The 14,471-nt window shown below is 37.1% G+C and carries 15 protein-coding genes and 4 riboswitches; of the genes, 2 read left to right on the top strand and 13 right to left on the bottom strand.

Annotation, left to right across the window (positions count from 1 at the left end):
• Positions 1-52: 52 nt before the first annotated feature.
• A riboswitch (cyclic di-AMP (ydaO/yuaA leader) is annotated at positions 53-196 on the bottom strand.
• Positions 197-732: 536 nt separating this feature from the next.
• From QRE67_RS04150 to tenA, 12 genes are all read right to left on the bottom strand, one after another.
• On the bottom strand, positions 733-963 hold the full coding sequence (locus tag QRE67_RS04150; protein ID WP_286123665.1) for a hypothetical protein: 231 nt from the start codon (positions 961-963) through the stop codon (positions 733-735).
• 16 nt (positions 964-979) lie between these two features.
• Complete coding sequence (locus tag QRE67_RS04145) at positions 980-1,378, bottom strand: hypothetical protein (RefSeq protein WP_286123664.1); 399 nt, start codon at positions 1,376-1,378, stop codon at positions 980-982.
• A gap of 96 nt (positions 1,379-1,474) precedes the next feature.
• Positions 1,475-1,620: riboswitch (cyclic di-AMP (ydaO/yuaA leader) on the bottom strand.
• Positions 1,621-1,714: 94 nt separating this feature from the next.
• Positions 1,715-2,527: a bifunctional hydroxymethylpyrimidine kinase/phosphomethylpyrimidine kinase gene (gene thiD, locus QRE67_RS04140; protein ID WP_286123663.1), complete on the bottom strand. Its 813-nt coding sequence runs from the start codon at positions 2,525-2,527 to the stop codon at positions 1,715-1,717.
• Positions 2,528-2,543: 16 nt separating this feature from the next.
• The gene (locus QRE67_RS04135) at positions 2,544-3,563 is read right to left on the bottom strand and encodes a thiazole biosynthesis adenylyltransferase ThiF (RefSeq protein WP_286123662.1); all 1,020 of its coding nucleotides are present in this window, start codon (positions 3,561-3,563) and stop codon (positions 2,544-2,546) included.
• Positions 3,556-4,326 (bottom strand): thiazole synthase, encoded by a 771-nt coding sequence (locus tag QRE67_RS04130; protein WP_286123661.1) that lies wholly within the window; start codon positions 4,324-4,326, stop codon positions 3,556-3,558. Before QRE67_RS04130 ends, QRE67_RS04135 begins: the two co-directional genes overlap by 8 nt.
• Positions 4,327-4,328: 2 nt before the next feature.
• Positions 4,329-4,532 (bottom strand): sulfur carrier protein ThiS, encoded by a 204-nt coding sequence (gene thiS, locus QRE67_RS04125; protein ID WP_286123660.1) that lies wholly within the window; start codon positions 4,530-4,532, stop codon positions 4,329-4,331.
• 195 nt (positions 4,533-4,727) lie between these two features.
• Positions 4,728-5,852 carry a glycine oxidase ThiO gene (gene thiO, locus QRE67_RS04120; protein WP_286123659.1) on the bottom strand — a complete coding sequence of 375 codons (1,125 nt, stop codon included), beginning with the start codon at positions 5,850-5,852 and terminating at the stop codon, positions 4,728-4,730.
• Positions 5,845-6,465 (bottom strand): thiazole tautomerase TenI, encoded by a 621-nt coding sequence (tenI, locus tag QRE67_RS04115; RefSeq protein ID WP_286123658.1) that lies wholly within the window; start codon positions 6,463-6,465, stop codon positions 5,845-5,847. Before tenI ends, thiO begins: the two co-directional genes overlap by 8 nt.
• Before the next feature lie 10 nt (positions 6,466-6,475).
• Positions 6,476-7,477, bottom strand: coding sequence for an ABC transporter substrate-binding protein (locus tag QRE67_RS04110; protein ID WP_286123657.1), 1,002 nt, complete (start codon positions 7,475-7,477; stop codon positions 6,476-6,478).
• Positions 7,474-8,226: an ABC transporter permease gene (locus QRE67_RS04105; protein WP_286123656.1), complete on the bottom strand. Its 753-nt coding sequence runs from the start codon at positions 8,224-8,226 to the stop codon at positions 7,474-7,476. The genes QRE67_RS04110 and QRE67_RS04105 overlap by 4 nt, the downstream gene beginning before the upstream one ends.
• On the bottom strand, positions 8,223-8,972 hold the full coding sequence (locus tag QRE67_RS04100; RefSeq protein ID WP_286123655.1) for an ABC transporter ATP-binding protein: 750 nt from the start codon (positions 8,970-8,972) through the stop codon (positions 8,223-8,225). Before QRE67_RS04100 ends, QRE67_RS04105 begins: the two co-directional genes overlap by 4 nt.
• On the bottom strand, positions 8,941-9,636 hold the full coding sequence (gene tenA, locus QRE67_RS04095; protein WP_286123654.1) for a thiaminase II: 696 nt from the start codon (positions 9,634-9,636) through the stop codon (positions 8,941-8,943). Before tenA ends, QRE67_RS04100 begins: the two co-directional genes overlap by 32 nt.
• Positions 9,637-9,819: 183 nt before the next feature.
• Positions 9,820-9,922: riboswitch (TPP riboswitch) on the bottom strand.
• A 61-nt stretch (positions 9,923-9,983) separates the two neighbouring features.
• A riboswitch (TPP riboswitch) is annotated at positions 9,984-10,092 on the bottom strand.
• A 556-nt stretch (positions 10,093-10,648) separates the two neighbouring features.
• On the opposite strand from tenA, the gene QRE67_RS04090 reads away from it, so the two are divergent.
• Both QRE67_RS04090 and QRE67_RS04085 read left to right on the top strand, forming a co-directional pair.
• Positions 10,649-11,800 (top strand): SH3 domain-containing protein, encoded by a 1,152-nt coding sequence (locus QRE67_RS04090; RefSeq protein ID WP_286123653.1) that lies wholly within the window; start codon positions 10,649-10,651, stop codon positions 11,798-11,800.
• A gap of 6 nt (positions 11,801-11,806) precedes the next feature.
• The gene (locus QRE67_RS04085) at positions 11,807-12,142 is read left to right on the top strand and encodes a hypothetical protein (protein ID WP_286123651.1); all 336 of its coding nucleotides are present in this window, start codon (positions 11,807-11,809) and stop codon (positions 12,140-12,142) included.
• A 285-nt stretch (positions 12,143-12,427) separates the two neighbouring features.
• Here the strand turns inward: QRE67_RS04085 and QRE67_RS04080 are convergent, their stop codons facing one another.
• Positions 12,428-13,579 (bottom strand): DUF3965 domain-containing protein, encoded by a 1,152-nt coding sequence (locus QRE67_RS04080; protein ID WP_286123650.1) that lies wholly within the window; start codon positions 13,577-13,579, stop codon positions 12,428-12,430.
• Positions 13,580-14,471: the final 892 nt, after the last annotated feature.

Raw genomic sequence — 14,471 nt, 5'->3', positions numbered from 1 at the left:
AAAGAACACTGAGGCTCTACTCAGTGTTCAAAAATGAACAACACAAAAGTAAACCTCCTCTCCAAACGCTTACGAAGTTAGCTGTCGGATTCGGGCCTAAAGAGTAGCCCTACTTTCGTAATGAAAGATTCACCCCAAGTGACAATGCACAAAATTGGTTCCCCCGCTCCATTTCTGGACTCAGCGATATCAGGTTGTTTTTGGAAATATTATGAATAATTTATGATTGTAAATATACTCCTCTATATTTGACTTGTAAAGAACAAAATTACCTGAAAACAGAAAGAATTTTATCATTTAACCGCTTACATTCATTGTTATATGTATTTTATCTTCTGTTTCCTTGTCTTTCCTTTTGTTTTCATTGAAAATACTATTTTATGTAAATTTATTTTGAAAATACAAGAAGAAAATCGCACTATTTTATTTACAATATCAACCATCTTTTTACTTTATTAGCGATATATATATATCCATTTTGATTTTTCGACATATAAGCTGCTGCTATGGATAACAAAAGGTGACCTGCACTCGTTTTCTCTCTTTGTTTTCACTGTGTCTGGGCAGGAAAAGAATTTGACCGCTTCTATGCATGAACGGATTCTCTCTCCCACCTAAAAGGAAGGGTTTTATGTCGGTTTTTTAATTTGTATTTATACAAATTAAAAAGGAGCTCATAATCCAAATACCATTTTCATAGTACCCGGAATTCGCTCCTTTTATATTACAAATCTAATAATTATAAAAGTGGCACAAATTACGCCCTCGAAAACATACTCGCATTAGCTCTGCATGTTTCTTTTCATACTCGATAATATCATTCTCTAAATATAAACTTGCACCTTCTAGCGGCAGTACTACATATGGCTTTGGAAAGGCCATATCCTGCATTACTAATTCGTGCACTCTTTCTAGTGATATTGCCCATCGGTTTGCTATATCATGACATAACAACACTTTCATATTCATTTCCTCCGCCCTACTCAAAAAATAAAAATGAAATGTTATCACAATTCGTAAACACTACAAAATTAGCTCCAATTGTTTGATAGAGCCGAACCGGATACTGTTTATTTCTTGTGACAACCGTAATGGGTGCTTGGAAGGAAAAGCGAATACGTTCTGTAAAAAAGCTAACCGTTGGGAGTTCATCTCCTAGCAAAATTACTTTTTTAACTCCCTTACAAATACTTGTTAGCTTCTGTTCTTCATTACAACAATATGTTTTTTCAAATCCACATGCCCGCACTTCAGCGGCTACGTATTCAGTTACTGTAAAAATAATCATATCGCTTTGAAAAGGCGCTAATTCTCGTAAACTATTTACTTTGTTCTCTTCTCCTACACAAATGAGTGTCAATTCTTTTTCCCTATCCATGCACGTCATCCTCCTTAGTATAAAAGAATTTCGATATAATAATTTACGATTCTTTTACACTAATCGGATCGATGAAGCGATGTATCCATCGTTACACCATCCCCTCTCAATACGCTTACGAAGTTAGCTGTCGGATTCGGACTTTGAGAGTAGCCCTACTTTCATTATGAAAGACTCACCCCTAGTGACAATGCACAATTTGGTTCCTCCGTTCCATATACTGGACTCAGCGTTCTAGAAATTTGATTATGGATGATATACTACCCCTAATTTTGGAAAAAGTAAATAATAAAAAAGCCAGTTTTTTCAACTGGCTTCTCTTAAAAATATGAATGTTTATGCATGTATTTTTTGATGTTTATAAGCAAAATGATTCGTCGGACCATGACCACTTCCGATATTTAATTGCTGTTCAATCGCTATGCTAATAAATCTTTTAGCTTCTTGAACTGCCTCTTGGGTACGATATCCTTTTGCTAAGCCAGCCGTTACAGCGGATGCAAATGTGCAACCACTACCATGTGTTTGTTTTGAATCAATTCGTTCACTTCTGTACTCAATAAACTTCTCGCCATCAAATAATAAATCGATGACTTCATCGCCTTGATACGCCGCATGACCACCTTTCATGAGAACATACTTCGCTCCTAACTCATGCAACACTTTCGCAGCCTGTTTACTATCTTCAATATTATGAATCTCCATTCCAGTTAACACTTCCGCTTCTGGTACATTTGGAGTGACTACCGTTGCGATTGGCAATAAATGCTCTTTCAATGCTTGAACTGCTTCTTGTTGTAAGAGCGATGCCCCACCTTTCGCTATCATAACAGGATCTAGTACAATATTATTCCAATCAAATTTCTTAATATTTTCTGCAACAACACCAATAATCTCACTACTAAATAGCATGCCTAGTTTGACGGCATCCGGTGTTAAATCTGTACCAATCGAATGTAATTGCTCCTGAATGCCCTCAATTGCAACAGGGTACACACCCTGTACACCGAGCGTATTTTGTGCGGTAATCGCAGTAATGGCTGTCATTCCGTACACACCGAGTTCTTGGAACGTTTTTAAGTCAGCTTGAATGCCTGCGCCGCCACCGCTATCAGATCCAGCAATCGTTAATGCTTTATTCACTTTCATCTCACTCACCCTTTTTCTATCCAAAATAACGATGATAGATTGTTTTTGCTTCTATCATATCCTTCGTTCCATGCACGAGAACACGCCCGTCTTGGAATGCTACCAATCTCTTTCCATCAACAGAAAATGATAATAAGTATGGATTTACTGTTAAATCAGCCACACGATCTTGCAACATCCCTTTATATCGTTCAAAGTCAAGTTGCTCTTTATGTGGAGGACGAATTTGAACCGTATTTCTTCCACATAGAACAGCTGTTTTAGATGTATTTTCTTTACTTAAATATGGATAGATTGCCTCCTCGCCACATGATGGGCAATTCTGCTTTCGCAGCTTTTGAACATTCATGCATGAATATTCATTTTTCCATACATCAAACGATACAAGTCCGTCGCGAAGCGCTTCCTCATCCTCTACTAAAATTTTAAGTACTTCCGTCACTTGATGCGACACAACAAGTGATACAGCAGGTGAAATAACCCCTGCTGTATCACAAGTCACTCCGCCAAGCGGTATCGATTGTAGTAGGCAAGATAAGCACGGCGTCTTTCCTGGTAAAATCGTATAAGAAAGACCGTAGCTACCTACACATGCCCCGTAAATCCAAGGAATCGAATATTTTTGTGATATATCATTTACAATAAAACGCGTTTCAAAGTTATCAGTTGCATCAATCATGACATTTACATCCGTAATGAGCTGTTCTAACTCTTCTGCTGTTACATCTTGCACATATGCGTCTACAACCACATGGCTATTAATCGCTTGCAAGCGTCGTTTTGCAGCCACTACCTTTGGAAGATTACTTTCCACATCAGCTTCACAGTACAGCTGCTGACGTTGTAAATTGCTCCAATCAATATAGTCGCGATCAACAATCGTTACTTTACCAACACCAGCTCGAACAAGCATCTCGGCGTTTGCACTACCAAGTGCTCCTGCACCGATAATTAGCACATGTTTTTCTCCTATTTTTTGCTGGCCTCTTTCCCCAATAGGAGAAAATAGCTCTTGGCGAGAATATCGATTATTCAACTACGCTCATTCCTTCTAATGGACTACTTGCTGTTGCACAGCGTTTACGAGCAATACGTCCTGCTTCGAAACCTAAACGACCAGCATGAATACCTAGTTTCATTGCTTCTGCCATTTTGACAGGATCTTTCGCACCAGATACAGCTGTATTTAATAAAACACCATCTGCTCCTAATTCCATCGCAAATGCTGCGTCAGTTGGGCTACCGATCCCAGCATCAACAATAACAGGTACCGTTGCCTGTTCAATGATAAAGCTTAGGTTAAGTGGATTTACAATACCAAGTCCTGAACCGATTGGTGACGCACCTGGCATAATCGCATGAACGCCTAATTCTTGTAATTTACGCGCTAATACAACATCATCAGACGTATAAGGAAGAACAATAAATCCTTCTTCTAATAACATTTCAGATGCTTTTAACGTTTCAACAGGGTCCGGTAATAATGTTTGATCATCACCGATAACCTCTACTTTTACCATGTCACAAAGTCCAGATGCTTTTGCTAACTTTGCAATGCGCACTGCTTCTTCAGCATTTTTTGCTCCCGCTGTATTTGGAAGTAACGTATATTTTTTCACATCAATTTTTTCTAGTAAATTCGGTTGGTCCGCATCGAAGATATCCATGCGACGCACCGCAAATGTTAAAATTTCTGCCTCTGATACTTCAATTGCTTTTCGTTGCACATCAAAATCAGAAAATTTCCCTGTTCCTAATAAAAGTCTAGAATGAAAAGTAAATGGTCCAATGTTTAACATAATCAACCGCCTCCTACAAAAGTTACAATCTCAATTTGATCTCCATCAAAAACAGATGTATCTTGATGGTCTTCTTTTTGCAAAATATCTTGGTTACGTTCTACTACAACAATTTTTGTATCTAAGCTTAGATGTGTCAGCAATCCTGCTACTGTTTTTACATCACCTGGCACCTCTACTTGCTTGCCGTTAATTTTTAAGTTCAAGCTTCCATCCCCTTTCTATATAAATCCATTTTGATTTTTCAACATATAAGCCGCGGCTATGGATAACAAAAGGTGACCTGCACTCGTTTGCTCTCTTTGTTTTCACTTGGCATGGGGCAGGAAAAGGATCTGACCGCGGCTATGCATGAACGGATGCTCTCTCCCACCTAAAAAGAAGGGTTTTATGTCGGTTTTTTAATTTGTATTTATATAAATCGATTTAGAAAGCAATGAATCTAGCAAATGATTTCCTTGCTTTTCTTCTATTAGATCAGCCATATATTGACCAGAAACTGGACTTAATAAAATTCCGTTTCGGTAATGACCGGTACAAGCATATAGTCCTTTTATTTCTTCATGCGCCCCCATATACGGCACCTCGTGATTAGATTGCGGACGTAATCCAGCCCATGTACTTTCCCATTCTGCTTCTTTTAAGGCTGGTAGAATCGTATAAGCACGTTCTAATATCGATGTAATACTTTCTGGTTGTACAGATTTATTAAAGGTATGAGGCTTCATCGTTGCCCCGATGACATAACGCCCGCCGCGTTTCGGTGCGATATAAAACCGCTCTTGAAAAATAGGTGCTTGTAAAAGCGGCTTACGGCTATGCACGGCAACAACTTCACCTTTTACAGGATATGTACCCCAGTCTTTCTCAAAATAGTGAAGTAGCTTTGTACTCCAAGAGCCACCAGCAATCACGACTTTTTCACATAAAATCGTACCTTCATTTGTCACGATTCCCTTTACTTGATTCTTTTCAATTTGAATATCAAACACTTCTGTTTGTTCGTATAAATCTGCACCAGATATCGCGGCAGAGTGCGCAAACGCATTGGTAAGATCTGGTGCAATGACATGACCATCTTTTGGATGATACACCGCCCCAATAATAGAAGGAGATAGATAGGGCTCTTTGTCACGAAGCTGCTCCCCAGAAATAAAATGGGACGCTTCTCCTATTTGCTGCTGCCACTTCATGATGTGAAGCAACCTTGTCGCCTCATTTTCATTTTGAGCAATACGATAAATTCCTTTTCCCTCATACCCAATATCAATACCCGTTTTTTCACGTAAAGCTTCTGCAAGGTGTGGAAATATTGCACGGCTTTTTCTAGCAAGCTCAAATAATGGATCGTACTCATCCCACTCCGCTTGTACACCGAGTAAACCCGCAGCCGCCTTAGAAGCTTCAGATGCAATCCTTTGCTTTTCAACAATTGCTACTCGGTAACCTCTTTCCGCTAGAAAATGTGCAACTGAACTACCAATTACACCACCGCCAATAATGGCTACATCATATATCTTACTCATGATTTTCCGCCCACTTTCGTATTGTTTCCTTGTATAGCCTTGCTTGCTCATACGGTTCTCTATCACTTACAATTCCAGACATCACTGCAATGCCAGTCACACCAGCTTGAAGCACGTACGCTGTATTTTGAGGCGTTATACCTCCAATTGCTGTAATGGGTATCGTTAACCGTCTTGCCATATCTGAAATTTCTTCTAGCCCTCTTGCTGGAACACCTTTCTTACAACTTGTCGGAAATACGTGCCCATAAACAAGTGAATCTGCCCCATTTTTGAAGGCAATTATCGCTTCCTCTAGAGAATGTACAGAATATCCAACATGCAAATAAGAAAATTTTTCTTTCACAGACCCGACATTAGTACTTCGATAGCCTAATTGTACACGTGGGATATTTAACAAAATTGCAATATCAATTCGATCGTTAATCACAAGTTTAGAAGCTGGAAAGCCCCCTTTTAAGAGACCCTCCACACCTTCATATAATTCTTTCGTACTTTTTTCACGCTCACGAATATGCAAATAATCAATCTCACTCTCAATTTGCATCGCTACATTCGCTAACTCTTTGAATGCCATCTGACCATTTGAGATAACATGGAGCTCGTCTTTCATATTCATTCGCCTACTTTAAAATGTTTTCAAATAATTCGTTTGCAGGAACATTCTCTTTTGTCATGCCTTTTTCTTTCAGCCATTTATTTTGTTTTTCCCACGACTCTTTTGTATCTGATAAAAATGGCTCATCTTTCGTTTCCATTTTTTCTAACAAAATTTTCATACTTTCTTTTTCAACTTCTGGAACAAGTGGGAAGTTTTCTTTTTCTTGATGATCTAATAAAATATTGAGTGCTTCATCTGGATTTTTCTTCATAAAGTCAAATCCTTTTTTTGCACCGCGTAAAAATGCTTGCAACGCTTCCTTATCCTTTTTCAATGTTTTATCACCTGTTACAAAAACAAGTTCATGATAATTTGGCACGCCATAGTCAGCTGGGTTAAAGTACGCTGGCTCATGACCTTGATGACGCATAACTGGAACTTCATGGTTAATGTATGCTCCTGTTACAGCATCTACTTTTTTCGTAATTAATGCTGGTACTAAATCAAACCCAACATCTACTACTTTCACATTGTTTGGATTACCACCATCTTCTTTTATCATCGTTTTCAAATACGCCTCACTTAAAGGTGTTCCAGAATAACCAACTGTTTTCCCTTCTAAATCTTTTGGTGAAGTAATCCCTGCTGATTTTAAAGATACAACGTGGTTTAATGGTGAGCGTACAACCGTACCAATTGATTTCACTGGAATTTGTTCATTTGCTTTTGCAATGACAACATCTGGTTGATAGTATAAACCAACTGTTACTTTTCCCGCCGCCGCTAACGTTAATGGATCTGTTGGGTTAGAAGGAAATTTGATATTGACCTTCACTCCTTCTTCTTTAAAGTATCCTTTTTCAATTGCTGTATAGATAAAGCTATGAACCGCATTTGGATACCAATCGAGCATAACTGTTACTTCTTTTTCAGCTTCTTTCTTCTCTGATGATGAATTACTAGAACATCCTGCAATCATTGCAACTAATAATGTAAACACAAAGATGCGTTTGAATAATTTCATGAATGTTTCCTCCAACTAATAAATTTCTTTTCTAATATAGAAACAAGTAACACAAAGAAAATAGCAAGCAATGATAACAATACAATCGGTGCAAATACGCCTGCTCCGTCTAACTGCGTCATCATTCGTTTACTAAAGTATCCAAGACCAGCTTGTGCACCAAGCCACTCACCGATCGCGGCACCAATTACACTAAGTGGCACCGCGATTTTTAAAGCCGAGAAAAAGTATGGGAGTGCAGATGGCAACTTTAACTTTAAAAATATATCTTTTTTCGTGGCACCGTATGTAACTAACAGCTCTTCCCATTCCTTTTTCGTACTACGCAGACCATCGTACGTATTTACTGCAATCGGGAAAAACGTAATCAAAACGGTAACAATTACTTTGCTCCAAATCGAATAACCAAACCACAAAACAAATAATGGCGCTAGCGCTGTAATTGGAATTGTTTGTGAAGCAACTAAAAGCGGATAAAACGCTCTCTCCATCCATGTACTCGCACTCATTACCATCGCTAATCCAACGCCTAACACGATAGAAATAACAACGCCTATCAATACTACGTATAGCGTCGCTGGTAAATGAACAGTCAGTAATATGTCACGTAAAGCCCACATTTTAGCTAGAATTGCAGTTGGAGATGGCAATATGTACATCTCATCTACAATCCTAGCTCCCACTTCCCAGCTAACAAGTAAAATGCTGCTCACAATCAGTGCAGGTAAAAATTCTGTAACACGTTTCATACGAACACCTGCCTTTGCAACATGCCAAGCAGCTCATCTTTTAAAGCTAATATTTCCGGCTTATACAAATCTTTTCTTGAACGATCAGCTCCAAGTGGAACAACACGCTCTGTCAAAGTTGTGATAGGTTGCTCCGTCACAACAAAAATTCGATTGGAAAGGTAAAGTGCTTCTTCCACATCATGCGTAATAAATAGAATTGTTTTTTGCCAATGTTTCCATTGTTCAAACAGCCATTCTTGCAATGTGGCCTTCGTTAATGCATCCAGTGCACTAAACGGCTCATCTAATAATAAAATTTCTCCGCCAGTTAATAGCGTTCTGATAAATGAAACACGCTGCCGCATACCACCTGATAAGTCCTTCGGATATTTTTTCTCATATCCTTGCAAACCAAATTGTTCTAAAAGCGCCTTTGCCTTTGTATGAGCTTCTTTTTTCTTTATCCCCTGACATTCTAGCGGCAGCGCTGCATTTTCAATAATGGTTCTCCATGGTAAAAGCATATCTTTTTGTGGCATATATCCTACAGGATGACTTGTTGTTTCTGTCAGTTGAATCGTTCCAGCCGTCGGTTCTTCTAATCCTGTAATAAGACGAAATAATGTACTTTTGCCACAGCCACTCGGTCCAATAATGCTAACAAACTCTTTTTCTTGTATGTTAGCATTAAGACTATTTATGATTGGCTTTTCATCATAATGAAAGGAAACATTATGAAACTGTAGTATGCTCTTGCTCCTCAAAACCCCACATCTCCTTACGATAGGCCATATCCCAGAATAAATATTCAAAGCGGCTGGAATATAAGAAAATCTCTTCTAAACGAGCTAGTTCTTGTTCAGATTTTCCAATAGCTAATTCATTTAATAAATCCATTAACCAAGTACAAAGGTTTCCGTACTCTTCTGAGCTATATCCTTGAATCCATTCGCCAAAAAATTCATGATCTCTCGCTCCTGGAATATCATTTAAACGCTTTCCAATTTCCCAATAGCTCCACATACATGGAAGTAATGCTGCAATTAATTCGGTAAGTGTACCATTTTGTGATACAGACATCATATAGTTCGTATATGCTAAATTTTTAGCAGATGGTTTCGCTTGTTCCATCTCTTGCACAGAAATATCGAGACGTTTTGCATACTGCTTATGAATGGTCATTTCTCCATTTAAAATACCATCTATTTGTTCAGCAAATTTCGCCATAACTTGTGGGCTCGTCGCTTTTACAACTCCAATTGCATATAGTTTTGCGTAATCTAGCAAATATAAATAATCTTGTATAATGTAGTATTGAAATTTATCTTTTTCTAACGTTCCATCCCCCATTCCAGTCACAAACGGATGATTATGACTTTTTTCCCAAACAGGCTGAACCATTTCATATAATCTCTCACAAAATTTCATTTGTATTTCCCCTTCCTTTATCTCTATTTATGTACATTGCAACTTCCATCAGCGGGCAGGTTTCCCCCTCTTTTCTCTAATTACTCATGACTTGGAGATGGAGATTTACTGCCCATTAGATCCGGAAAAATAAAAAAACCACTCCTAATATATAAGAAGTGGTTACAACAAATAAATGAGCATCTATTTGTCGTTCCACTTCCCTTCGCTAGTATTACCTAGATCAGGTCTGTAAGGGTTAAGGATTAATCCTCTCTCAGCATTCACAGCACCCCTAGTGGTTTTCTCTATAAAATTTTCAAATAAAAAAGCCCCGTTTCTTAACATAAAGAAACGGGGACCTAACATTCATGTCCAAGTTGCTTCCCTACGCTAGCATAATCTAGATCAGGTGAAAGGATTAAAGACTCTCGGTCTTACTCTCAGCCGGCAACACCAGCTCTCCTAGCACAATATTAAATTAACATAGTCAGTATAACACTGTCATCAATCATCAGCAACTGTTTTAAGCTACACGAATGGTTTATATGATATATAAATCCATTTTGATTTTTCGACATATAGCCGCGGCTACGGATAACAAAAGGTGACCTGCACTCGTTTTCTCTCTTTGTTTTCACTATGTCTGGGCAAGAAAAGGATCTGACCGCTTCTATGCATGAACGGATGCTCTCCCACCTAAAAAGAAAGGTTTTATGTCGGTTTTTTAATTTGTATTTATATACATAAAGAAATCCTCATGGCATGGCTCACCATTAATAGGTAAAAGCCTCTCTACTGATGAAAATCCCACTATATATTATTGTAAAAATAAATTGTATGTTTAGAAAACGCGAATATTTTTCATGCGTTTCCTAATTGTTATAAATCTGTTATCCTTTTAATATATTTCTATACAATTAAAAAAGGTTTTTAATCTTATTACATTGATGTAAACAACGCACAAATATTATATCTTTATACTATAATGAACAATGTAATAATACATCCTATGAGGGGGGTCCATTATTAGATGAAAATGAAAGCTACAGCTTTTACGGTGGCTACTGTTGCAGCGGCTTCCCTGCTTCCGTCCATGACTGAGATAGACATGCATACTGCAGCAGCCCAACAAAAGCCGACAGAAAAAATTGGATATGTAACAACAGAAACAGTAGAGTTATATCAAAATGCTGAAGTGAATGGTGATTCAATTGCCATTATTACATATAACACACCCGTTACAATTCTTGAAACAATACAAGATTGGTATAAGGTAAACGTACAAAATAAAACTGGTTACATAAAAAAGAGTGATATTTCATTTACAAAACCAGCTCAGCTTAACAACCAATATATTGTAAATACAAATGTACTAAACGTTCGTTCTGAACCTAATACACACTCTTCTATTCTTGATGTATTACCAAACGGTAAATTCATTACCATTCAAGGAACACATGGCGATTGGTATCAAATCTCTCACAATGGAAAAGTAGGATACGTGAAGAGGGACTTTGTATCTAGTAGTTCACAACCATTAGTAAAAGGTATGACTGTGCAGGGTGCACCTTCCTATTATGTTGCAGCACCTACATTAAAAGTCCGTAGTGGTGCAGGAACAAATACCGCCGCAATTGGCTCTTTACAAGATGGTACCCAAGTACAAGTGGTAGAAACAGTGGGTACTTGGTATAAAATTCGTTTTGGCTCCGGTTATGGATATGTCGCACAACATTATATACTACAAAAACAACCACAAGAAAAGCAGGATACTCCTTCTATTCCAGCTGTTTTCAAATTCCCTGCTCAAGGTAAAGTTAGCTCAACATTCGATATTAGTTGGGAACAAATGCATTATGGTGTGGATATTGCAGCTCCTGGAGATGTTTCTATTCAAGCTGCGGCTGCAGGTAAAGTTTTGAAATCCTACTATTCTGCAAGCTATGGTAACGTCGTATTCGTTACTCATCACATAAAAGGAAAATTATATACAACGGTTTATGCTCATATGAAAGATCGTGCTGTACAAGCTGGTGATCAAGTTCAAATGGGGCAATTATTAGGCCATATGGGAAATACAGGTCATTCTTTTGGACAACATCTCCATTTTGAATTACATAACGGTGAATGGAATTTTGAAAAAACAAACGCAGTTGACCCACTGCCTTACTTAGTTCGGTAATATCGTATGCCACGTAATATCCCATTAATTATTGAGTATCTAGCTTTTTTGGGTCTAATTTATTGTTTATTAATTTACAATACAAATGTTGTCTTTTTAGTTATCACCATCTTATTTGTTACGTTTGAAATCTTGATGGAAGCATTCAAAATTCGCTTAAAACAACAAATTTCTCATGTGTATACTGCATTTTTTATCCTAAGTGGTTTTATCACAAATGTGATTTCTAGCGGCTTACATGGATCTGCTATATTCCCTGTATTTTTTCTGGCCATTCTACTTGTTGTATCCCAGTATATATACGTGCCTGACTATCGTAAGAAACAACAGCAAGAAACATAGAGAGAGTGAATGCTATACACCGATTATTAAAAATATATAAATCCATTTTGATTTTTCGACATATAGCCGCGGCTATGGATAACAAAAGGTCACCTGCACTCGTTTTCTCTCTTTGTTTTCACTATGTCTGGGCTGGAAAAGGATCTGACCGCTTCTATGCATGGCCGGATGCTCTCTCCCACCTAAAAAGAAGGGTTTTATTTCGGTTTTTTAATTTGTATTTATATAAAAGCATCTCATTTGAAATGAGATGCTTTTATTTTTTAATTTATATAGATAGAGCTGCTATCCACAAGCATATCGCTCATAAATAAAGCTCAAATTATATTTCTTCTCTAAACCCATTCTCTGTTCATCATCACACCAATAAAATAAAATATCATGAATGGTTGCATAACGCTTATTTTTTAAAAATTGTTTAATAAATGATGGCAAGCAATCATGCAATTGTATAAATATATAATTACGTAGCATTTCTTCTTTGTATTCAATTCCCTTACAAATATACATCAACTCTTCACAATAATAAGCATGTTGTGGAACTTGGATCATTTCAAAAAATGGTACATATGATAACAGCTTTCCAATGAAATTTTCATATTTATCCATAAACTCAAACGACATATGCTCCATCATTTCTTTCATTACATATAAATAATCATCCACATGCGTTGTTTTTAACGGATTAAGACGGTCAGAGATTTGAGCAATTACAGCTCTTTGACATGCAATAACAGAACGACTAGGTCCATAGTATGTTAAAAAATCAGTACACTTACGATATTTTTTTAATAAGTCAAATATGTATAAATCATAAACATATTTATTACAGTATACTGCTAAACTCATCATTTCTTGATCTAGTTGCTCCTTTGATAATGTTTTTGCCTGCTTACATAGATAAAAGAATGTAAGCTCCATCATTTCTTTATGAGACAATAGTTTATTACATTTTTCAATACATTCTTCATTAAATTTAATTCTTTCCCAAATCATTACGTCTTTATTTTCTAATTCACCGACTCTATATTTTATAATTAAATAATTCCAAGCTACAACTTGTGTCAAAATATCCCATGTTTCATATTCCATTGATGTATGTACAAATTCATCTAATCTTTGACTTACCATAAATGTATAGGCTTCTTTATACCATCCGATTTCCTGACATAAACGAACAATTCGAACCAAAGTTGGTATTTCATCTTTATGAAATTGTGGCAAGTCCTCCACTTTATTCATTCCATATAAGATAAATGGAGCTAAATTATCTTTTTTATAAAATTCTTTTTCTTTCCATGCTAAAATTGTTCTATCTTTCCCTTCACCTTTTGGACGAGCAGGTACAAGTAAAGAAAATAAATCCGCAAAATTATCTGGTTCAACATACGCATCCGTAACCAAATTCCAATTAGGATTGCTCTGTACAGCCCTCATATAATTCCCCCTCCATTTTTTATATATGTAAAGCACCTAAAAATTTAACAGTACTCCAACAGAAGTCCCCTTCCTCAAGCGTGTGCAGGGCATGGCCCAGGTGGTAGGAAAGGGATGAATGGTGGTCGTGAACAGCACGAAGCTTTTATTTCCTTTTTTTGCAACATAGTGTATGCTAGTGATAGGAATAATAACAAACATACGTTCTTTTTATGACTGTAGGGCAAGGTTGTGTCCGAACAGTATAAACGACGCCTGTGGAGAGTATGTCAGACTGATTGTGTATCCAATCAGCAACGCTCTATGAAACAGGAAGCCCCTTCTTCAAACAGCTCGTTAGAATGTTAAGAAGGGTTCATTCACCAGATTATATCTCAATTATTAATATCATCATATTAATAACCATGTATAGAATTTATATTTACTAGTATAGCACTTTCATAATTTTAAACGTTAATAAGAAGAGTTGTTAACAAAACTTCAAATGAAATTGAAATAAATTAAAGCGCTTCATCGATGTCTTTTATTTTCCTCTGGTGTTTAGTTGAATAAATTGAAGGCACAGGACTAAACGCTCTTACATATGTCCAGTATAGCATTTCGGATACATAATACTAACAACTTTTTTGCTATGTAGTGTTAGTAAAAGGTATCCGACACACTATCACTTGATACCTAGAGACGCTATATAAATCCATTTTGATTTTTCGACATATAGCCGCGGCTATGGATAACAAAAGGTGACCTGCACTCGTTTTCTCTCTTTGTTTTCACTTCGCACGGGGCAGGAAAAGGATCTGACCGCTTCTATGCATGGCCAGATGCTCTCTCCCACCTAACAAGAAGGGTTTTATGTCGATTTTTTAATTTGTATTTATATAGGTTATTTCCT

The sequence above is a fragment of the Bacillus sp. DX3.1 genome, from assembly GCF_030292155.1.
Taxonomy (GTDB): domain Bacteria; phylum Bacillota; class Bacilli; order Bacillales; family Bacillaceae_G; genus Bacillus_A.
This window is presented reverse-complemented; position numbering and strand designations above follow the sequence as displayed.